This is a genomic window from Caballeronia grimmiae (assembly GCF_000698555.1).
GTDB classification, from domain to species: Bacteria; Pseudomonadota; Gammaproteobacteria; order Burkholderiales; family Burkholderiaceae; genus Caballeronia; species Caballeronia grimmiae.
Genome location: NZ_JFHE01000001.1, coordinates 480359 through 500886, shown reverse-complemented (window position 1 = coordinate 500886; position 20528 = coordinate 480359). Strand labels below are relative to the sequence as shown.

14 protein-coding genes and 1 pseudogene are annotated in these 20528 nt (G+C 61.0%); 10 read left to right on the top strand and 5 right to left on the bottom strand.

Going from position 1 to position 20528, the window contains the following annotated elements; genetic code table 11:
* Positions 1 to 1060: pseudogene (locus BG57_RS02300) on the top strand (IS91 family transposase); the annotation flags it as partial.
* A gap of 944 nt (positions 1061 to 2004) precedes the next feature.
* Here the strand turns inward: BG57_RS02300 and BG57_RS02295 are convergent.
* Together BG57_RS02295 and BG57_RS31390 are read right to left on the bottom strand one after the other, a co-directional pair.
* Positions 2005 to 5793, bottom strand: coding sequence for a chemotaxis protein CheB (locus BG57_RS02295; RefSeq protein WP_052005564.1), 3789 nt, complete (start codon positions 5791 to 5793; stop codon positions 2005 to 2007).
* 132 nt (positions 5794 to 5925) lie between these two features.
* Positions 5926 to 6129 carry a ribbon-helix-helix domain-containing protein gene (locus BG57_RS31390; RefSeq protein WP_075583077.1) on the bottom strand — a complete coding sequence of 68 codons (204 nt, stop codon included), beginning with the start codon at positions 6127 to 6129 and terminating at the stop codon, positions 5926 to 5928.
* Between the two features lie 1025 nt (positions 6130 to 7154).
* Between BG57_RS31390 and BG57_RS02285 the strand changes: the two genes are divergently transcribed.
* The 8 genes from BG57_RS02285 to groL all read left to right on the top strand — a co-directional run bounded on the left by BG57_RS02285 (position 7155) and on the right by groL (position 17567).
* Entirely contained in the window at positions 7155 to 8054 is a 900-nt protein-coding gene (locus tag BG57_RS02285; protein ID WP_035959812.1) for an aspartyl/asparaginyl beta-hydroxylase domain-containing protein, read from the top strand.
* A gap of 770 nt (positions 8055 to 8824) precedes the next feature.
* Positions 8825 to 9973 carry a glutathione-independent formaldehyde dehydrogenase gene (locus BG57_RS02280; RefSeq protein WP_035959811.1) on the top strand — a complete coding sequence of 383 codons (1149 nt, stop codon included), beginning with the start codon at positions 8825 to 8827 and terminating at the stop codon, positions 9971 to 9973.
* 222 nt (positions 9974 to 10195) lie between these two features.
* Positions 10196 to 10957: an SRPBCC family protein gene (locus tag BG57_RS33555; protein ID WP_206539421.1), complete on the top strand. Its 762-nt coding sequence runs from the start codon at positions 10196 to 10198 to the stop codon at positions 10955 to 10957.
* An 11-nt stretch (positions 10958 to 10968) separates the two neighbouring features.
* Positions 10969 to 12141: a zinc-dependent alcohol dehydrogenase gene (locus BG57_RS02270; RefSeq protein WP_035959809.1), complete on the top strand. Its 1173-nt coding sequence runs from the start codon at positions 10969 to 10971 to the stop codon at positions 12139 to 12141.
* 327 nt (positions 12142 to 12468) lie between these two features.
* Positions 12469 to 13035, top strand: a complete 567-nt coding sequence (locus BG57_RS02265) for a type 1 glutamine amidotransferase domain-containing protein (RefSeq protein WP_035959808.1) — start codon at positions 12469 to 12471, stop codon at positions 13033 to 13035.
* Positions 13036 to 13650: 615 nt separating this feature from the next.
* Positions 13651 to 14712: an IS110 family RNA-guided transposase gene (locus tag BG57_RS02260; RefSeq protein ID WP_035959806.1), complete on the top strand. Its 1062-nt coding sequence runs from the start codon at positions 13651 to 13653 to the stop codon at positions 14710 to 14712.
* Positions 14713 to 15554: 842 nt separating this feature from the next.
* The gene (locus BG57_RS02255) at positions 15555 to 15848 is read left to right on the top strand and encodes a co-chaperone GroES (RefSeq protein ID WP_035959805.1); all 294 of its coding nucleotides are present in this window, start codon (positions 15555 to 15557) and stop codon (positions 15846 to 15848) included.
* A gap of 78 nt (positions 15849 to 15926) precedes the next feature.
* Entirely contained in the window at positions 15927 to 17567 is a 1641-nt protein-coding gene (groL, locus tag BG57_RS02250; RefSeq protein ID WP_035959804.1) for a chaperonin GroEL, read from the top strand.
* Between the two features lie 114 nt (positions 17568 to 17681).
* Here the strand turns inward: groL and BG57_RS02245 are convergent, their stop codons facing one another.
* From BG57_RS02245 to BG57_RS02235, 3 genes are read right to left on the bottom strand one after another with little or no spacing between them, the layout of a single operon-like run.
* Positions 17682 to 18116: a hypothetical protein gene (locus tag BG57_RS02245; protein ID WP_035959803.1), complete on the bottom strand. Its 435-nt coding sequence runs from the start codon at positions 18114 to 18116 to the stop codon at positions 17682 to 17684.
* 40 nt (positions 18117 to 18156) lie between these two features.
* The gene (locus BG57_RS02240) at positions 18157 to 18933 is read right to left on the bottom strand and encodes a DUF72 domain-containing protein (RefSeq protein WP_035959802.1); all 777 of its coding nucleotides are present in this window, start codon (positions 18931 to 18933) and stop codon (positions 18157 to 18159) included.
* A gap of 56 nt (positions 18934 to 18989) precedes the next feature.
* Positions 18990 to 19865, bottom strand: a complete 876-nt coding sequence (locus BG57_RS02235) for a hydroxymethylpyrimidine/phosphomethylpyrimidine kinase (protein ID WP_035959801.1) — start codon at positions 19863 to 19865, stop codon at positions 18990 to 18992.
* Positions 19866 to 20129: 264 nt separating this feature from the next.
* Between BG57_RS02235 and BG57_RS02230 the strand changes: the two genes are divergently transcribed.
* Positions 20130 to 20300, top strand: a complete 171-nt coding sequence (locus BG57_RS02230; protein WP_025527884.1) for a rubredoxin — start codon at positions 20130 to 20132, stop codon at positions 20298 to 20300.
* Positions 20301 to 20528: the final 228 nt, after the last annotated feature.

Here is a 20528-nt window from a genome sequence, read left to right as displayed (position 1 = left end):
CCATCGAACAGTGCCGCAGCGCGGCGCTGGGCGGACATGTGCTGCGCTGTTCGGGCTGCAAGCGAACCGAGATCGCGTATAACCATGTCGGAATCGCCATTGCCCGAAGTGTCAGGCCAGTGCCGCACGCCGCTGGCTCGAAGCGCGCGAGGCCGACCTGCTGCCCGTGGAGTACTACCACGTCGTCTTCACGCTCCCCGCACCGATCAGTGCGATCGCCTGGTATAACAAGCGCGTCATCTACGGGCTGCTGTTCGATATCGCCGCCGAGACGCTGCGCACCATCGCGGCGGACCCTAAGCACCTAGGCGCCGACATTGGCGCCACGCTCGTGCTGCACACCTGGGGCTCAGCGCTCACGCATCATCCTCATGTGCACGGCATTGTCCCTGGCGGTGGCCTCTCAGCCGATGGCGCACGTTGGATCGCCTGTCGGCGCGGCTTCTTCCTGCCGGTGCGCGTGCTCTCGCGCCTGTTTCGCAGGCGCTTCCTCGAGGCGCTCACTGATGCTCATCAGCGCGGACGGCTTCAGTTCTTCGGCGAGTACACGCAGCTCGCAGATCGCGCGGCCTTCGCGAAGTGGCTTGCACCGCTGCGGGCTTCGGAATGGTTCGTGTATGCCAAGCGTCCGTTTGCGGGCCCTGAAGCGGTGCTCGCGTACCTGTCACGCTATACACATCGCGTCGCGATCTCCAACCAGCGTCTGCTTGCCTTTGATGAGCGAGGCGTGACCTTCCGCTGGAAGGATTACCGCGAGAAGGGCCGCACCCGCTACAAGGCCATGACGCTCGACACTGGGGAGTTTATGCGCCGCTTCCTGCTCCACGTGCTGCCAGTCGGGTTCCATCGAATCCGGCATTACGGGTTGCTCGCTAACCCGGTGCGCCGCGCAAATCTAAGAAAGATACGTACGCTGCTCGGCGTGCCCCCCGAACTCCGCCCAACACCGCACGACACGGTCATCGTCGATCGACCGACCTTTATCTGTCGGCACTGCGGCGCGCCCATGCTTGTCATTGACATCCTCCCGCGTACCGTACCGATTCGTGCCCCACCATAGGCGGCCCAGCGATGAGCGCTTTGCTTCGATCTCCATCTCAACCGTCGGCTTTGCGTCAACGCCGCCGACGAGCGGACGGTTGTGCCTTGAGCGTCATACACGGTCCTACAGCCCTGACCCGAGCTGACGGTCACATGCGAGATCGTCTTCATTGCCGCCTCCACTCCGCTCCGGACGCTTGCATCGCCCGCCGCCGGCCCGCAACCCAGATCAGCCACATTGATCAATCGCCATAGCGAAAACGCTGGCTGCATCGGACTACTCCGCGGTTTCCTTCCTCGAGGTTTATCCAACGCCTGCCCGCACGCGTTGTCGTTCGATGACGAGCCCGTGGTCGAGGGCAGGCATCGAATAAACCTTAACGGGAGTACGCACTGCCGACTGGCCGCTTCCAAGGGCTCAATGCCACTGGCCGCTTTCCAGCTATCATTTCGAAGAGCGGACTGACGCAGCCCGACCCTCTTCTGCCGTTCGCGTAGCGACCGTCCGAATGGCAGCTCTCGAGCAAGCAACGGCCGTCGCAACTTAGGTGATAGCGCGCAATGAGGGCACATCGGCGTTCGAGAAGGCCACTGCTCGAAAATCAAATCGCCATTCTCGACATTCGGCTGCCGGATATGGACAGGTATGAACTAGCTCTCGCCTGCGGGCGCAACTCCAGCACGCATAAACCCGTCTTTGTGCTCTAACAGACTATGGTCAGTCGGGGTACGTCAAGCGAGCTTTGGCTGCCAGCTTTGAGCGGCATTTCGTGAGGCCTGCGACATTGCCCGAACTGGTTCGCTGTCTCAACGACAATCAGGGAAGATCGTTCGACCCATCACGTCTCTGTATTCGGCCAGCCTTATCACTGGGAATGCACGGAGCTACGCACGAAGCGCCGTGTTATCCAGTGTGGGCACTCTCTTAACCGTCCTCCTCCATGCTTATAGTAGGATTTGTTATCAGCTCCCTCTTGAGTCATTGCGGTAGGACGACATGATCCGGTTCAGTTCGATGAGATCGGCTGGTTTCACAATGTAGTGATCGAACCCGGCCTGTCTCGCGCGCTCGCGATGCTCTTCCCCCGCGTAACCGCTGAGCGCGATCAACAAGGTATCAGCGAATCCGGACGTCGCACGTAGTTGGCGACAGACTTCGCAACCGTCGATGTCCGGTAACCCGATGTCAAGTAACACGACGTCGGGCAGGAAGTCCGTTGCGACTTGCAAGGCGCCCGGGCCATCAGGTGCGACCATCACCTTATGCCCGTCCAGCCTCAGCAACATCGCTGTGCTCTCGGCCGCATCGACATTGTCGTCTACCACCAGAATCTTGCGAGATTCAGGCACGTCCGCGTCATGAGTCAGATCCTGCACGAGCGGCGAGAGCGTCTTCGCGTTCGATATCGGAAGCCGGACCACGAACTGGCTGCCTTGGCCCAGTCCGTCACTGAATGCCCGCACGGTTCCGTGATGCAGTTCGACCAACTGTTGAACCAGCGCGAGTCCCAGTCCCAACCCTGCAGATTTGCGGTCCAGCGAGCGCTCCGCCTGAACGAAAATCGTAAAGATGGTCGGCAGAAAGTCCGCGGTCATGCCGATGCCGTTGTCGGACACGGTCAGGACCGCATCGCCGTTGTCGGGCAAAAGCGAAATCTCAAGTCGGCCACCGGCAGGCGTGTACTTGATGGCATTGTTCATCAGATTGGTGACGACTTGCTCAAGTCGCATGGCGTCGCCGTCGATGGCAAAGGGCTGCGTCGACAATGAAACCGTCAGTTCGTGATTGTGCCCCTCGACTTCTGCGCGTAGCGCGGCCACCGTATGTTGGACGATCTGTGCCAGGTCGACCGGCTCGATGTTGAGCTTGATGATGCCGCGCGTCACGCGAGATACGTCTAGCAGGTCATTGACCAGCCCAATCTCGTGATTCAATTGGCGCGTCGCGGCCGCTCGCGCCAACTGCTGTGTTTCCTTCGCGACATCCGCACGACCCCAGATCGCCAACCCATTACCGATCGCGGCCAGCGGATTGCGCAGTTCGTGCCCGAGCATCGCCAGGAATTCATCCTTATGGCGATCAGCCGCCTGTAGACGCTCGACGGCGAGTTGATGTTGAGTGATGTCTTCGATCGTCAGCAGGATGAGTTCATTCACAGGTCCCACCACACGCGCAGCGTTCAGTCGCATCGTACGTTGTCCAATGCGAGGGAAGGCATGTGAGATCTCGAAATCGCGAACGAGTGTCTGTTGCGGCAAGATCTTCTCGAGCAATTCGCGCAGGCTCGGAATGTTCCACTGCCCGTTTCCTAACGCATAGAGCAGTGTGCCGATCGTAGCATCCGGAGTGGTTCGAAAGGTCTGATAGAACGCGCGGTTAGCTCGCGTCACACGCAGGTCCGGTTGCAATACGAGGAGCGGCTCGGCCATCGTCTCGATGATCGCGTCCGCATAGTCGCGGGCACGTGCCACCTCTTCGTGGAGCATCCTAAGTTCCCGGTTGCGGTAGCGCAATTCGTCGTTGGTGGTCAGCAACTCCTCGTTCAGCGACTGGAGCTCTTCCTTGGCAGTCTCCAGTTCTTCGTTGGTGCTTTGGAACTCCTCGTTACTTGAGAGCAGCTCCTCTTCGCTCGATTTAAGTTCCTCGCGGGCGCTTTCGTGCTCTTCGAGCATGGTTCGCATCTGCGTGCGCATGGCGTTCAGCTCGGCATTCAGCCGTGCGATTTCGTCGTCTCTGGGATCCGCGTCTTTGTCGGCAATTCTTCGGCCCAGTCGCTGCCGCAACGTCTGAATCATCAACGCTTTCAACGTATCCTGCCGCGGAGCGGTGGACTCGTCCGATCGCCGTGTGTTCTCGAAAAAGATGAGGAGCCAGCGTCCATCGATGTCAGCGGCCTGGAGCGGATGCACCTCAACACTGATAGTCTGAGGACCGCCGATACCGACGGTCCGCACACCGGTCTTGCGCACCGGCGCGCCTTCCTGACGGACCTGCCTGATCGCCTCGCTGAGGGCCAGGAAGACTTCCGGCCGTGCAAGACGCTGCAAGTCGTTGATCGGAGGACCGTTGGGGTTCACCAGATAGGCGGAGGTATCGCCACGATATTCGATGATGTTCAGGTCGTCGTCGCATAACACGGACGGAGGCGCGTACCGCGAGAGCGTGATGCGAGCGACCTCGGCGCGCAACGAGGCCGCGTCGCCGCCCTCGACTGGGCTTTCTGCAACGGTGACGGTACGCGTGGGCGATGTCGGGACGCGCGTGGATGTCCGGCCAAGCGCCACGGGCGCGCCGAGGCGTGGCTTCTTGCTGAACAGTTTGCTACGCCTGTCTTCGACCGTGCCGAAAAGCTCGGAAAAAGCACCCACCGTCTCTGAAGGTCCGAGCATCAGGAGACCGTCCGGCTTCAGCGCGTAGTGAAAAAGCGGCATCACCGTTCTTTGCGCAGGCGCACTCAGGTAGATGAGCAGATTACGGCAGCTCACCAGGTCCATCCGCGAGAACGGTGGATCATTCAATACATCGTGACGTGAGAAAGTGCAGAGTTCGCGCACCGACTTGTCGACGCAGTAATACTCGCCTTCACGCACGAAGAAGCGCGCCAGACGCTCCGGCGACACGTCTCTCGCGATATTTTCGATATACCGCCCCGCGCGGGCCGTCTCCAGCGCCGCCGCGCTGATATCGGTGCCAAAAATCTGCACAGGGAGGCTGTCGCGTCGTTCGCCGAGATACTCGATCAGGCATATCGCGATCGAGTACACTTCCTCGCCGGTTGCACAGCCAGGCACCCAGATCCTGAGCGGCGTTCTAGGATCGTTCGCAGCTGTGAGCCGGGGAAAGACCGTCTGACTCAACGCATCGAATGACTCTGGATCACGGAAAAAACTGGTCACCTGGATCAGCAGATCGCGTCCGAGCGCTAGGACTTCCGCTGGCTCCGACTCCAGCACCGCGACGTACTCGCCCACGGAGATCAGCTGTCGCAGGGCCATGCGACGAGACAGCCTGCGCTGAATGGTGCCATGCTTGTAACGACTGAAATCGATATTGCAGGCATTCCGCAGGAGCCGAAAGATCGAGCGCAAACTCGTCTCGGAAGACTCGCCCTGTGGATCTACCTCGGCAATCTGTGGCGGCCGCACATGGGGATGCCTTCCCAAACTCATCAATTCTTTCGCGATTTCACGCGGTGAGAGAACGCGGTCGACGCCGCCCATCGCGATCGCTGCATGGGGCATGCTGCTGTATTGCGCTGAGGCCTCGTCCTGAGCGAACGTAATGCCACCCTCTTGTTGTATGGCCTTCAGACCCAGCGCGCCGTCGGATCCGCTGCCAGAAAGGACCACCCCGATGGCTCTCGAACCTTGATCACTCGCGAGCGAACTCAGCAAGTCGTCGATCGGCATCGGCGGGCCGAGCGTTCCGTCACGCGGCCGTAAGCGGATCCGACGTTGATCAACCAGCATGCTCGTGTTGGGAGGAATGACGTACAGGTGGTCCGCTTCGACAGCCATCCCGTCGACGGCCTGCACCACCGGCATGGATACTCTCTTAAGCAGGATTTCGGGTAGCAGGCTGCGACGGGAGGGATCCAAATGCTGTACAACCAGAAACGCCATCCCACTGACTGCAGGAATCTCCGCCATCAGTTCGAAAATCGCCTCTAGGCCACCCGCCGACGCGCCGACGCCTACCAGAGGGAAGACCGGCGACGTCGCCTCGCTAGCGGCTGATGTAGGATCGATCACGTCGTCTCCAGGATGCAAATATTCGGTTCGCCGGAATCCACCTAGCGACGCCGAAAACGTCTTGATTCGCTAGTCATGGATTCAAGCGCCGCGGGATCGTCGCGGGTACACCATCATGCGTCGGAGAGGCGTCTAGCGCTTCTCGCGACCGCCTGCGCGCCGCGGCTTAATGGTCTCGGCTCGATTACGCGCTTCTTCCTGCTCAATCCACGCGGCCAGAGCTTGCCGGATAATCCAGCCACGGGAGCGGTCGAGCCGAGCGGCAAGCTCATCGACCTGCTCAGCTAAAGGCAGCGGCACGTGCGCGGTAATCACGCGTGTGTTCACATCGGACATTGCGTTCCCCCTTGTTTAGCGCGAAAGAGAGGCGAGCAGAAAGCCAACATCGTGAGTGGGTCAGCCAGCCAACAACGCCGCCTGAAGGGTTGTCGACGCACACGATTATAAGCTCGCTAATCGCAACGATTCGAACCGATTTGGAAGGGCAAGCGGCGGAACTGTAGATACGACGAAAATTCGATCGTGCGGCAGCTGGAGCGAGAATTGCATAATGCTTTCCAGTGGCGTGCCCTCGTGTGCGTTCACAGTTGCGTTCAGTCGAAGCTGAGGCAACCCGTTTTGTCCCACGCTGCACTTGCCCGTTCAATCCGACCGCCCATCCCCATCGTTGACGATGCCGTTGATATGCTCGAGGTGCGGCGGGTTTTGCTGAAAAGGTCAGCGGTTTGAGTCGTGACCGCAGCAAACGGAATCGCCGGCCTGGAACAGGCGAAGCGATCGCATCCCGATCTCGTCCCTAACCGATTACATGAAGCCGGGTATGGATGGATTGACGTTGTGCAGCAATCTTGATTTCGATCCAAAACTTGGACGCACGCCAGCTGGCACGTGGACCGTGGCGCACGTATCGTTGGATGATCCTGCGGTCAACCGGTACCTCTTAAAACCTGTGTTTCTTGAGGAGCTGGTCGCCGAAATTCGAGCGGTCTTCCCCACAAGGACGCCATTGAAGGGTGGGTGAATTTCCGCGCTATACCAACGGGTCATAGGACACGCGATGTGGCATGCCCGTATCGCTCTCAGTGAATGGCATGCCATCGCAGATTTGACTTCGATGCCGCTGATCCTCGCACGTTAGATTCGCCTCCGCGGCGCGGAGCGGCCATTCGAACGGCGTTCGTACCGGAACGGTGATTGACCGGAATTTGCCGAATCTGCGCCGACGACCGAGCGCGACGATGATCCGAGGTGTGCGCGCAAGGCAAATTCCCTGTCACCATCCCAGCGGGCCTCAGTTACCAATTCGTATAATTTGGAATGCTGCGAAGCGCAAAGCCAGAAATTGGATGCGAGGAGAAATCATGCGCTGGGTGATGTTGCTAGCTTTTATCGCTTGCGCTGCGCACACCCACTGGCGCGGCAAGGTCCGGCACGGGTTCTTCCGCCAGCTTTCCGACCATTCGACTTTCATGTCGCCGCTGAACGGTTTCGTCTATTTGTTCTCGGGCGTGCCGTCGACGCCCTTTCTCGAGCCTTCGCTCTTTCCCGAGCTCGCGCGGATCAAGGCACACTGGGAAGTCATCCGTGCCGAGGCCATCGCACTTCACGAAGGTAGCAAGATTCAGGCGGCAGGCGCGTACAACGACATTGGCTTCAACTCATTCTTCCGGCGCGGCTGGCGGCGCTTTTACCTTAAATGGTATGACCGCCCTCATCCGTCCGCCGTGGCACAGTGTCCGAATACGGTCTCCATCCTGCAAAAGGTTCCGACGGTAAAGGCGGCGATGTTCGCCATGCTGCCACCCGGCGGCGTGTTCACACTGCACCGCGATCCATACGCGGGATCGCTGCGCTATCACCTGGGACTCGTGACGCCGAACGACGACAACTGCGCGATCGTCGTCGACGGCCGCCGCTATTCATGGCGCGACGGCGAGGAAGTCGTTTTCGACGAAACCTATCTGCACTGGGCCGAAAACAAAACGGACAAGGACCGCATCATCCTATTCTGCGACATCGAGCGACCGATGAAATACCGATGGGCGCAGGCGTTCAACCACGCGGTAGGCGGCTTCCTGATGCGCGCGGCTACCTCACCCAACGAGATTGGTGACCGTACCGGCGGCCTGAATCGCGCGTTCAAATATCTGTATTCGATCCGGCTCGTCGGCAAGCGTCTGAAGGCGTGGAACCTGATCGTGTACTACATCGTGAAGTGGCTGCTGTTCGGCGGAATAGCGGTTGCGATCTTCTGGCACTAGAGGCAGACGAAGGCGACGAGCGCGGAGCCGGCGGCGCCGTAAGGCCGCCAACATCCCTCGATGGCCGGTTATGTGAGCGCAGCGGCCGTGAAAAAGTCGCACAGTCCCGCAATCGAACGGCCAATTATGGCCGGCTCCGTCCCCGTGGTGCCGGCCACAGCCGGCCCATACCGGCCGACCACGCATCCATGCGCTTAATGGCCGGTCGCTTCGCTACTCCGGACGTTCGGCAAACTCCTCACGAGCAATCGAAAAGCATATTTATCGAACCCCTCATAGACCCGTTCTTAGCAAGAACATTGCTCTTGCAAGCGCGCCTTGGTCTCCCGTTAGCGCTGATATGCGGTCCAGCACGCCGAATAAGGCGTCCTCTCCCGTGGGTCCCAGTGTACGGTCAAAGCGAAACGGACATTAGCCCTCCTAGCTTCTGCGCCGCATCGAGCGCAGCGGACTCTGGCACCTGGCCGTTTAGTTGCGCTCTCGTTGCGCAGGCGGGCATATGAATAGCTGCGGACTAGGCGGTCACCGGCCGTGGTCTGGCGCCCCAGCATGGGGCACCACCTTAGGATAGCTACGGACTTCCAAGTCGCAACCGCTCATAGGGAGCGCGGTCGCAAGGTTAGCGATGCCATGCGGAAACGGACCTGACTTCCGTACCGGGAGACGCGTGGCCACTAGGACCAGGATTCCCACAGGTACGCCTGCGGGTTCGTCGATGTCGTGAGTCGCCGATCGGCTCATGCTTTCAGTTACCTTCACAGGAGAGATATATGAAAGCGGTTGTGTATCGTGGTCCGCGCCAGGTCGCCGTAGAAGACGTGCCTGATCCCAAGATCGAACGCCCCACCGACGCCATCGTCAAAATCACCAGCACCAACATCTGCGGATCCGACCTGCACATGTACGAAGGTCGAACGGACTTCGAGCAAGGTCGCATCTTCGGTCACGAGAATCTAGGCGTCGTTGTGGAGGTCGGACCTGCGGTGGAGCGACTCAAGCCCGGGGACTGGGTGTGTCTACCATTCAATATAAGCTGTGGTCACTGTAAAAACTGCGAACGCGGCCTCACTGCGTTTTGCCTGAACGCCAACCAGCCCGGAATCGCCGGCGGCGCTTTTGGCTTCGCGGACATGGGACCGTGGCCGGGCGGCCAAGCCGAATTTCTCCGGGTTCCTTGGGCGGACTTCATGGCCTTGAAGCTACCGCCGGACGCAGAGCAGAAGCAGACCGACTACGTGATGTGCGCCGACATCTTCCCGACTGGCTGGCACGCGACCGAACTCGCCGGCATGCGGCCCGGCGACGCCGTAGTGATCTACGGCTCCGGACCAGTGGGTCTCATGGCTGCCCACTCGGCCATGATCAAAGGAGCCTGCAGCGTCATGGTTGTCGACTGCCACCCCGACCGGCTCAAGCTTGCGGAGTCCATTGGCGCGATTGCAATCGATTATTCCAAGGAAGACCCGGTGCAGCGCGTCATGGACCTGACGCACGGAATCGGCGCGGACGTGGGTTGCGAATGCGTCGGCTACCAGTGTCACGATCCGGCTCCGCAACGCCATGAGCATCCCAATCTGACGATGAACAATCTGGTGTCGTCGGTCAAATTCACTGGCGGGATTGGCGTAGTTGGCGTGTTCGTTCCCGAGGACCCCGGCGCGCAAGACGAACTGGCGAAGCAGGGAAAGATCGCGTTCGATTGGGGCAAGTGCTGGTTCAAAGGCCAGCACATCGCCACGGGCCAATGCAACGTCAAGGCATACAACCGGCAGTTGCGCGACCTCATCTCAGTCGGACGCGCGAAGCCGTCGTTCATTGTTTCCCATGAGTTGAAGCTCGACGAGGCGCCCGACGCCTATCAACACTTCGACGTGCGCGAACATGGCTGGACCAAGGTCGTCCTGCATCCCGGAGGCTAGCGAAGCGACGCCGCGATCGTAGCGGCGGCGGAGTCGAAGCACTTGTCGAGGTCCATAAAACCGCGAACCGGCCCGCTACACCTTGGGCGATGCAGCCCACGGCGCAGTTCCGCGATTCATGGCCACGCGTGGCGTGAGCACGAACGTCGCGCTACATGTCAGCGATCTCGCTGCACGGAGCCCTTCCGCGTAGCGAGCAGTGAACTCCCAGGAGCATTCATCATGGCAGGCAACATCGTTGGTATCCGATCGCACGGATCGTCGGGGCGCGGCCACGTTCCGTCGGACGTCTCGCCCGGTGAATTCATGCAAAGCATGGGTTGGATTCCGGTGGCGCTGAGCGCAGCCTTGATTGTCTCAGGACTCGTCGGCCGGAAAAAGGGTGCCCTGGCTTTCGCGCTCACGGCTTGCGCGGGGACAGCCGTGCTGAGTGCGGGGCGCGGTGTCCCGCTCCAACGCGGCAGCGCGAATGACAAGGCGCACAGTGGGATTGCCCGCGCCGAGCCTGAGGCCAAGCGTGTCATCACGGTCGGCAAGCCGGCGGACGCGCTCCGTCAACGCTGGCTCGACCCTCGCACGCTCCCGCAACTCATGTCAGGCTTCGCGACGTTGCGCCCGATTGGCGACAACCGCATGCGCTGGGAGATAAGGACGCCCCTCGGTCGCCTCTACGAATGGGAATCGGAGATCGTCGATGAACCCGGCGGGAGCATCGGCTGGCGCTCGCTGCCCGGCGCCGCCATTGCGAACGAGGGTTCCATCCGCTTCGACGCCGCCTCGAACGACCGCGGCACGATAGCGACACTGCATGTTCGGTTCGATCCGCCCGGCGGCGCCCTCGGCCAAGGCCTGGTCCAACTGTTGGGCGCCACGCCGCTGAATATGATCGCCGACAACGCGCTGCGGCGCTTCAAGAGCCTCGTCGAAACCGGCGAGATTCCCACCACTGAGCGGCAGCCCGCTGCTCGCGAAACGAAGCGCTAAGGAGAACGAGCATGCGAGCACTGTACTGGAACGGGGTCAATGACTTGCGCGTCGGGACTGTCAAGGACCCGGAGATCATCAACCCTCATGACGCGATCCTGCGCGTCAGCTTGTCGACCACTTGCGGGTCAGATCTCCACTTCATCGATGGCTATATCCCGACAATGAAGTCCGGCGATGTCATCGGCCACGAGTTCATGGGCGTGATCGAAGACATCGGCTCCGAGGTGAAGCGACTCGCGAAGGGCGACCGCGTCGTCGTTCCTTCATTCATCGTGTGCGGGCAATGCTGGTATTGCCAGCATTCCCTCTACTCGTTGTGCGACAACACGCACCCGAAGCCCGAACTACAGGCACCGCTTCTGGGCGGACATACGACGGCCGGCATCTACGGCTATACCCACGCCTTCGGCGGCTATGCGGGCGCGCACGCGCAATACGTGCGGGTGCCGTTTGCCGACAACGACTGCTTCAAGATCCCCGACGGCGTCGCGGACGAGACAGCGCTGTTTCTTTCGGATGCCGCCCCGACCGGCTACATGGGTGCCGATTTCTGCAACATCCAGCCGGGCGACACCGTCGCAGTATGGGGCTGCGGCGGCGTCGGGCTGATGGCGCAGCAAAGCGCGCGTCTGATGGGCGCGGAGCGGGTCATCGCGATCGACCGCTTCCCCGAGCGATTGCAAATGGCGCGCGAGCACGCCGGCTCGGAAACGATCGACTACACGAAAGTCGACAGCGTTCTCGACACGCTCATCGAAATGACGGGCGGGCGCGGACCCGACGCTTGCATCGACGCCGTGGGGATGGAGGCACATGGCACCGGGCCGCAATACGCGTACGACCGCGTCAAGCAGGCCCTGCGTCTGGAAACGGACCGCGGCCAGGCGCTGCGTGAGGCCGTGATGGCTTGCCGCAAAGGCGGCACGCTGTCGGTGCTCGGCGTCTACGGGCTGATCGACAAGTTTCCGATGGGCGCCATCATGAACAAGGGCATGACGGTACGCAGCGCCCAGCAGCACGGCCAAGCCTATATGGATCGGCTGCTCTCGCACGCGCAGAAAGGCGAGCTGAATCCCGCTTATCTGGCCACTCACCGCTTCCCGCTGGAGGAGGCGCCACGCGGCTACGACATGTTCAAGCACAAGACCGACGGCTGCGTCCGTGCCGTGTTCGCACCGTGAGTTCGACGCATGTCGAAAGTGCCGCCTAAGAGATGAAACATGACCCGATTTACAGCCGCATCCGCCGTGGTGGCGATGACACTAGAGTCGAAAACCTCAGTGCTCAGTCTTGCTCCACCGTGATCGCGAAGGCTCGCCCTATTGCTTGCTCCTGAGCAAAAGATACGTTCGCACGTTGGCCTAGGACTGCAAAACCAGCCTAATGCTCGCTCTGGTTAATGCATCCTGCCGACCGGCCTCCACGGCGCGATCACTGCGGAGTGCGAGCAGACGTTAGCCGCAGAGTAAGGGTATTTCGAAGCGAAGCTCATCATAGGAGTTGGAAACATGACAAACGAAACTCTCAAGGGATTGAAGGTTGCGATCCTCGTCGAGGAAGGATTTGAGCAGGTCGAATTGGTAGAGCCCCGGAAGGCGCTCGACGAAGCCGGCGCCGACACGCGCATCGTATCCCCCAAGAATGGACACGTGCGCGCTTGGAACTTCACGGAATGGGGAGACACCTTCCCGGTCGACGTCGCCCTCGACCAGGCCAAGCCGCAAGACTTCGACGCGCTCCTCCTGCCGGGTGGCGTCTTGAACCCCGATGCGCTTCGGGCCGAGCCGAAAGCGGTGGCCTTCGCAAAGGCATTTTTCGATGACGGCAGGCCAGTGGCATCGATCTGCCACGGCCCATGGACGATTATTGAGACCGGCGCGGCGCAAGACCGGCGCATGACCTCGTGGCCATCGCTCCGAACCGACCTGAAAAATGCCGGAGCGGACTGGGTGGATCAGCCAGTGGTCGTCGACCGAAACTTAGTCACGAGCCGGAAGCCCGACGATATCCCGGCGTTCAACCCGGAAGTGATCAAGCTGTTCAGCAGTGCACGTGGGCGGGGGGGCGCTGCATAATCGCGAGGCGGGCAAGCAAGAACACGTAACGGTGCCGGCCCTGCTCAACAACGCGCGACGTCACTGTCGTGTGCCCGGTGCACACGGTAAATCGACGAGACCGACCGTGCTTTCGCGTTTAAAGGCCTATTGGTGGCTGCGTCAATACGCTCAAACGGCATAACAAGGAAGCAGGCATGGTCGGCCCCGCTGTTAGTACGGCTCAAAAGCGAAGCCGGGCAAAAAGCAGGAACTGTATGAGGGACAGTGTTGGCCTCAGACGTCGTCAAGTTTGCCGTCGGCAACAACCGCCCTTGGGCGCGGAGTCTTGTTCCGGACTTATGCAACGGAGGCAAAAGCCAGGGGTAGCTTGCGACCGTTACTGAGTCAGTCTAACGGTCGTCATCGCGACAGTATTTTCTCCGGCGCTGTTGAGCGCTCGCCAGTCTATTGTCCAATGTCTCGTTCCAGAGCAAGCGGACACTCGAATGACAATGCGCGAGCAACGGTGAGCGGCGGCAACTGGCCGATCGGGTGAAGTCGCCAACGAATTGGTAAGGACCGCCCTGATTGCAGGATCGACACCGTTTGGTGCCATCATGGTTCGTGCTACTACCTTCCGGGAAGGGGGATGTCATGGACAGGATTGCTCGTGTTGGCGTGGATCTGGCGAAAAACGTGATGCAGATTCATGCGGTCGACAGCGCCGAATGCGTCGTAGCACGTAAAGCGATTCCGCGGGACCGATTTGTGAGCTGGTTCGCCAATCTGGAACCGTGTCTGATCGCCATGGAGGCATGCGGTGCCGCGCATTACTGGGCACGCAAACTACACGCGCTTGGGCATGAGGTGCGGCTGATTCCCCCGCAATTTGTCGCGCCCTATCGTAAAGGCGGCGCCCATGTAAAGAACGATGCACTCGATGCCGAAGCTGTCTGCGAAGCGGCGAGCCGCCCGCACATGCGTTTCGTGCCGGTCAAGTCACCTGCGCAGCAAAGCGTGCTGGTGCTGCACCGCATGCGTACCGGATTTGTCGAAGAGCGTACCGCGCTGGTGAACCGGTTGCGCGGGCTGCTGGCCGAGTTCGGGGTGTTCCTGCCGCAAGGCATCCGCCGGCTACATGAGCACCTCATTGAGCGCATTGAGGACGGCAGCAATGAGCTGACAGGACCGGCGCGGCTGGCCCTGTTGCGCGGCTGGGAACAATGGCAGGTACTGGATGAGCAGATTGCCTGGTTTGACAGGCAGATTGCCGAGCATGCCGACCGCGACCCGCAGGCGCAACGCTGCATGGACGTGTGCGGCGTGGGCCGGCTAACGGCATCGGCCGCAGTGGCGACGGTGGTAGATGCCCGCCAGTTCAGGAACGGCCGGCAGATGGCCGCCTGGCTCGGCATCGTGCCCAAACAGAAAAGCAGCGGAGGCAAGCAGCGGCTCGGGAGCATCACCAGACAGGGCAACGACTATCTGCGAACCTTGCTGTTCCAGGGTGCCCGCTCAGCGGTCCTGACGGCGCACCGACGTGACGACCGGCTCTCGCGCTGGATTGTTCAGTTACAGGCGCGCGTGGGCTACTACAAGACACTGGTCGCCGTGGCGAACAAGCATGCACGCATTCTGTGGGCGGTGCTCGCCAACGGGGAGCGATTCGATCCGTCCTACGCGCCCGCCCGCACTGGTGGGGCGACGGGCGCCTGATACCCCAAACGACATCGCGAAAAACTGGTTCCGTAGTTGAGGACGCATTCGACGAAGGATAGCGACAGGTCAGACCGGCAGCGGGCGAACTCGATAAGCGGTGAGGCGCTACACGAAATGTATTCGCCGTCCAACGGATGGAGTCCTGCTGCGCGGTTACTATCCGGGCCCAGGCGCGGTTGTGATGGCGCCCAACAAGGCCGTTTATAGGCATGCAGTCTGTCACGCCGCCACCCGTTGTCGTTGTAGTCCTCCACTGATTCATACAGGAATCGAACATATGAGTCACTAAACCCAGCTTGCAAAAACTGGAAGGTCCTTATAGGCCGCTTATCGGCACTCCACTTCGCAAAACCTGGATCTAGCTTACTGACCGGTTTGGAGGCGGCCGTCTGATTGGGGTGGGTCGATCTGCGACGTTCGATCAATTGAATCCGCGCCCTCAATGGTGGAGACGGCTAGAGGGGAGGGTAAACACCTAACCCCTAATGACAACGCTTCATGTGGGCGAGCCGACCAATTTAGGTCGTCAGCAGGTTTGCACACGGCGACTGCCCGGGCTGGGCGTAGCGTCCAACCAACCTAAACCGCTGATTTAACGATACTTCTTGCCCGGCATGATACGCGTGCCCGCGGTCTAGCGGTTCAACGGTCGCTGAACGTAGTTCAATGTTCGGTGAAATTCGACACCGGCAGTGGGATCGCTCCTTGAAATTGTCAAATGACGTCCATATAATTGGCACTCACAGCACCAGAGTGCTAACAAAATTTCCGTCCGGCGGGTTTACGCCTAAAAGACGGGTTTTTCCGCGTTTTCAGTCTCAATCTAGAGAGGAGTGTGTATGAACCTTCGTCCTTTGCACGATCGCGTCATCGTCAAGCGTCTGGACCAGGAAACCAAGACCGCATCGGGCATCGTGATCCCGGAAGCAGCGGCAGAGAAGCCGGACCAAGGCGAAATCCTGGCCGTCGGCCCGGGCAAGCGCGATGACAAGGGCACGCAAAACGCCCTCGACGTGAAGGTGGGCGACCGCGTGCTCTTCGGCAAATACGCCGGCCAGACCGTCAAGGTCGACGGGCAGGAACTGCTCGTCATGCGCGAAGAAGACATCATGGCCGTTCTGGTCAGCAAGTAAGCATCCTTCCTGTTAGCCGGGCTTCGCGCCGACAGGGCGGCGGGGCCGGCACACTGAATCGAATCAAGGAGTCTGGATATGGCAGCTAAAGAAGTTATTTTTGGCGATTCCGCACGCGCCAAGATGGTCGAAGGCGTGAACATCCTGGCCAACGCGGTCAAAGTCACGCTGGGTCCGAAGGGCCGCAATGTCGTGCTCGAGCGTTCGTTCGGCGGCCCGACGGTCACCAAGGACGGTGTCTCGGTCGCGAAGGAAATCGAGCTGAAGGACAAGCTCCAGAACATGGGCGCGCAAATGGTCAAGGAAGTCGCTTCCAAGACCAGCGACAACGCCGGCGACGGCACCACGACCGCTACGGTTTTGGCGCAATCCATCGTTCGCGAAGGCATGAAGTACGTCGCATCGGGCATGAACCCGATGGACCTGAAGCGCGGTATTGACAAGGCGGTTGCTGCTGCAATCGAAGAACTGCGCAAGATCAGCAAGCCCTGCACGACCAACAAGGAAATCGCGCAAGTCGGCTCGATCTCGGCAAACAGCGACACGTCGATCGGCGAGCGTATCGCTGAAGCGATGGACAAGGTCGGCAAGGAAGGCGTGATCACCGTCGAAGACGGCAAGTCGCTGCAAGACGAGCTGGACGTCGTCGAAGGCATGCAGTTCGACCGCGGCTACCTGTCGCCGTACTTCATCAACAACCCGGACAAGCAAGTCGCCGTTCTGGAAAACCCGTTCGTGCTGCTGCACGACAAGAAGGTTTCCAACATCCGCGATCTGCTGCCGGTGCTGGAACAAGTCGCGAAGGCTGGCCGTCCGCTGCTGATCATCGCTGAAGACGTCGAAGGCGAAGCGCTCGCAACGCTGGTCGTCAACAACATCCGCGGCATCCTGAAGACCGTCGCCGTCAAGGCTCCGGGCTTCGGCGACCGTCGCAAGGCCATGCTGGAAGACATCGCGATCCTGACCGGCGGTCAGGTCATCGCTGAAGAAACCGGCCTGACGCTGGAAAAGGCGACGCTGCAAGAGCTGGGTCAAGCGAAGCGCATCGAAGTGGGTAAGGAAAACACCACGATCATCGACGGCGCTGGCGAAGCAGCGAACATCGAAGCTCGCGTGAAGCAGGTGCGCAAGCAGATCGAAGAAGCGACCTCGGACTACGACCGTGAAAAGCTGCAAGAGCGCGTGGCCAAGCTGGCCGGCGGCGTTGCGGTGATCAAGGTCGGTGCTGCGACCGAAGTCGAAATGAAGGAAAAGAAGGCACGTGTCGAAGACGCACTGCACGCAACGCGCGCAGCTGTGGAAGAAGGCATCGTGGCGGGCGGCGGTGTTGCGCTGATCCGTGCTCGCCGTGCAATCGACGGCCTGAAGGGTGCGAACCCCGACCAGGACGCAGGTATCAAGATCGTCCTGCGTGCGATGGAAGAGCCGCTGCGCCAGATCGTCACGAACGGCGGCGAAGAAGCATCCGTCGTGGTGGCGGCTGTTGCTCAGGGTTCGGGCAACTACGGCTACAACGCGGCAACCGGCGAGTACGGTGACCTGGTGGAAGCCGGTGTCGTCGACCCGACCAAGGTGACGCGCACGGCGCTGCAAAACGCGGCATCGGTGGCAGGCCTGCTGCTGACGACCGACGCAGCCGTCGCCGAACTGCCGAAGGAAGATGCACCGATGCCTGGCGGCATGCCCGGCGGCATGGGCGGCATGGGCATGGACATGTAAGCTGGCTTCGGCCAGTGATGTCCGCGCGGGCTTCGATTCTTCGGAAGCGAAGTCTGCGCAGCCAAGAAAACCCGCAGCGATGCGGGTTTTTTTTCGCCTGTCGAAAGCGCGGCGTTACTTATTCATCTGCTCACGCAGATTCTGCGCAGCCGCTCTGTAGTCGTAAGTCGGATAGAACTCGGTCGTATATCCGCCCCAGGCAGTGGTTTCGATCGCGCGATTCACTTCGCGCAACCGCTCGGCGGGCACGCGCAGCGTCACCACCTGACCGATGCCCATCATCACGTACCACGACATCACTTCGATTCCCGGCGGCGGAAACGTTTTGAAGAAGCCTTGCTCCTTCAACTGCTCGTTGATCTTCGGCAGCGGCTTCGACTGGTCGTGTTTGAGGAAGATGGTCAGCAGGAACGTGCCGTCGCCGGCGGGCGTCGCGGGTGGAGGCGGCGGCGCGGCGTTCTGCGCGTGGGCGGGCAGCGAGATATGAAGCAGCGAAGCGAACATCGTGGCCTGAACGAGGCGTGCGATCCGTCGTGCCGGCTTGTGCATCGGGCATTCTCCTTTCGATTGAGCGAAAGCTGAACCGCGCTTAGCGGTGATGAAGCCGCAACCGGTCCATCAGATGCAGCGCATTGGGCTGTGCGTTGCCTTGCGCGGTGTTGTCGAAGATGCACCAGACTTCGGCGCTTTTCTTCGCGCGTGCCTGCAGCGTGTGCGCGAGATGGTCGAGATACGTGTAGTCGTAGGAAGACTTGTACAACTCGGGCGAGCCGTGCAAGCGCACATAAACGAGCGACGCATCCGCGCGATGCTTGACCTCGCAGTCATCGGGAATCGGATCGGCATCGACATAAGCGATGTGATGCGCTTTCAAGAGCGCCGCCGCATCGGCGGTGAACCATGTCGGATGCCGCGCCTCGCATGCGACCGGCAGGTTCGTCCGCTCGCGCAGCGCCTTGAAGAACGTGTCGGCCAGATCGTGCTCGAAGGGCAGGCTCGGCGGCAGTTGCGTGAGCCAGCAGCCGAGCTTGTCGCCGAGCTGGCTGGCGGCGAGCAGGAATTCGTCGATGAGGGTTTCGGTATCGACGAGCCGCGCGTCGTGGGTGATCGCCTTCGGTAGCTTCACCGAGAAACGGAACGATTCCGGCACGCTCTGCGCCCACTTCTCGTAGGTTTGCTCGCGATGCGGTTTATAGAAGCTGGAGTTGATCTCGACGCAAGTGAGCACGCGCCCGTAGCGTTCGATGTGTGAGCCTTCGCCGGGAAAACTCGCGGAGACCGCGCTTGTCAGTGACCAGCCCGCGCAGCCGATGCGGATCGCGCCTTGCGGGCCGGGCTTGTGCAGATGGGGCAATCGATAGGGCATGCGTTCGCGAAGCCTCCCTTATGTGGTCTCCGGCTACCTCGATTCACTGCTTTTCGTCAGTGCCGCGCTTGTCCCGGCAGCCCGGCCGATTCGTCGGGCAGCGCGGAAGTCTCGCTTTCGTCGTCGGCGTCGTTCGAGCGCGCCCAGAAGAAGCGATCCGGCAGATACGCGCCCATCCCCGGACGAAACGCGGCGCGCGCCGCCTGAAACACGTACTCTTGCGCCTCGCGGGCGGCCTCAGCAGGCTCCTGACCGTTGGCGAGCAGCGCCGCGACGGCGGCGCCCAGCGTATCGGTCAGCCCCATCACGCGATTCAGCCCGCGATCCCACAGGTCTTGCCGCACCTGGCCTTCCTCGCTGTAGAGCGTGTTGACATGCCGATGCGTGCCCGTTTCCATCGCCAGAACATATTCGCAACCTTGCGACAGAATATGGGAGATCGCGGCATCGAGCGTCGGGGCTTCGGCGTCGCTGTCGGGCTGCGCGAGCTGCAAAATCGTGGCGTGATCGGCGATCAGCATGGTCGTTTGCGGCACGAGCAGATCGGCGAGCGATTCGCGCAACTCGTCGGCGGACAGTACGTGTTCGTCGTCGAGCGTGAAGTCGGGCGCGAGGATCAGCGGGACGTCGTCGTAATCGGATACCACCTCGGCAATCGCCGAAACGACTTCAGCCCGCGTCGCCGCGCCGATCTTGAACGCGGCGACCGGCATGTCCTCGAGCAACATGCGCGCCTGGGTCGCGACGGTATCGGGATCGAGGCCGGTCACTTCGTCGCAGCTCGCCGAGTCGCGCACCGCATAGCCTGTGAGGACCGTGGCGCCGTGGCAGCCCATGCTCGCGAGCGTCAGCATGTCGGCCTGTATGCCTGAGCCGCCCGTAGGGTCCGAAAGGCCGAAAGTCAGAACGATCGGTGGCGAGTCGCCGGTCATGGCAAAAGCGGACATGGTGGATTGGGCACGTGTGAGACGATCGGGTCGGGGAAATGCGCCGTTATTGTGCGCGCCACCCCGTGAGATTCGATTATGCGGCCTATTGACGCCCGCCTGTCGCCCGGAACGATGCATTTTCCGCCGGGCGGCGCGTGGCCGTCCCGTTATTCGGGAGAACGCGGGCGGGCGGCTTGCTAGGCATCCACCCGGCAACACGGTACCATCATGTCCTAATTTCAATCGATCAATCGACGCGGCATAAGTATGGAATACAGAAGCTGGATGTGCCTGATTTGCGGCTGGATCTACGATGAAGAGGCGGGATTGCCGGAAGAGGGCATCGCGCCGGGCACCCGCTGGGAAGACGTTCCAATCAACTGGACCTGTCCCGAATGCGGAGCCCGCAAGGAAGATTTCGAGATGGTCCAGATCTGATCCGCCTATTTACCCGCGCCGCATGGCTTACGTCATGCGGCGCGTGTTTTTTGCGGCCTGCGTTTCCGTGCGGAAGCCGTTGAGCCGTGGCTGGCTCGGCTGATTAGCCGTTTAGCGCGGCTGCTCGCGCAGTTGCGGGTAAAGGCATACGCTTCCAGAGGGCGGGATGCGGCGACTCCCGCCGCAGGCCCGTCGATGATGCAGTTTCACCGCGCGCCGGCGCATTCG

Excerpts from the sequence above, each read along its gene's own strand:
- BG57_RS02285 (WP_035959812.1), top strand. The coding sequence starts at position 7,155 with ATGCGCTGGGTGATGTTGCTAGCTTTTATCGCTTGCGCTGCGCACACC.
- BG57_RS02265 (WP_035959808.1), top strand. The coding sequence starts at position 12,469 with ATGACAAACGAAACTCTCAAGGGATTGAAGGTTGCGATCCTCGTCGAG.
- BG57_RS33555 (WP_206539421.1), top strand. The coding sequence starts at position 10,196 with ATGGCAGGCAACATCGTTGGTATCCGATCGCACGGATCGTCGGGGCGC.
- BG57_RS02280 (WP_035959811.1), top strand. The coding sequence starts at position 8,825 with ATGAAAGCGGTTGTGTATCGTGGTCCGCGCCAGGTCGCCGTAGAAGAC.
- BG57_RS31390 (WP_075583077.1), bottom strand. The coding sequence starts at position 6,129 with ATGTCCGATGTGAACACACGCGTGATTACCGCGCACGTGCCGCTGCCT.
- BG57_RS02230 (WP_025527884.1), top strand. The coding sequence starts at position 20,130 with ATGGAATACAGAAGCTGGATGTGCCTGATTTGCGGCTGGATCTACGAT.
- BG57_RS02240 (WP_035959802.1), bottom strand. The coding sequence starts at position 18,933 with ATGCCCTATCGATTGCCCCATCTGCACAAGCCCGGCCCGCAAGGCGCG.
- BG57_RS02245 (WP_035959803.1), bottom strand. The coding sequence starts at position 18,116 with ATGCACAAGCCGGCACGACGGATCGCACGCCTCGTTCAGGCCACGATG.
- BG57_RS02260 (WP_035959806.1), top strand. The coding sequence starts at position 13,651 with ATGGACAGGATTGCTCGTGTTGGCGTGGATCTGGCGAAAAACGTGATG.
- groL (WP_035959804.1), top strand. The coding sequence starts at position 15,927 with ATGGCAGCTAAAGAAGTTATTTTTGGCGATTCCGCACGCGCCAAGATG.
- BG57_RS02255 (WP_035959805.1), top strand. The coding sequence starts at position 15,555 with ATGAACCTTCGTCCTTTGCACGATCGCGTCATCGTCAAGCGTCTGGAC.
- BG57_RS02235 (WP_035959801.1), bottom strand. The coding sequence starts at position 19,865 with ATGACCGGCGACTCGCCACCGATCGTTCTGACTTTCGGCCTTTCGGAC.
- BG57_RS02270 (WP_035959809.1), top strand. The coding sequence starts at position 10,969 with ATGCGAGCACTGTACTGGAACGGGGTCAATGACTTGCGCGTCGGGACT.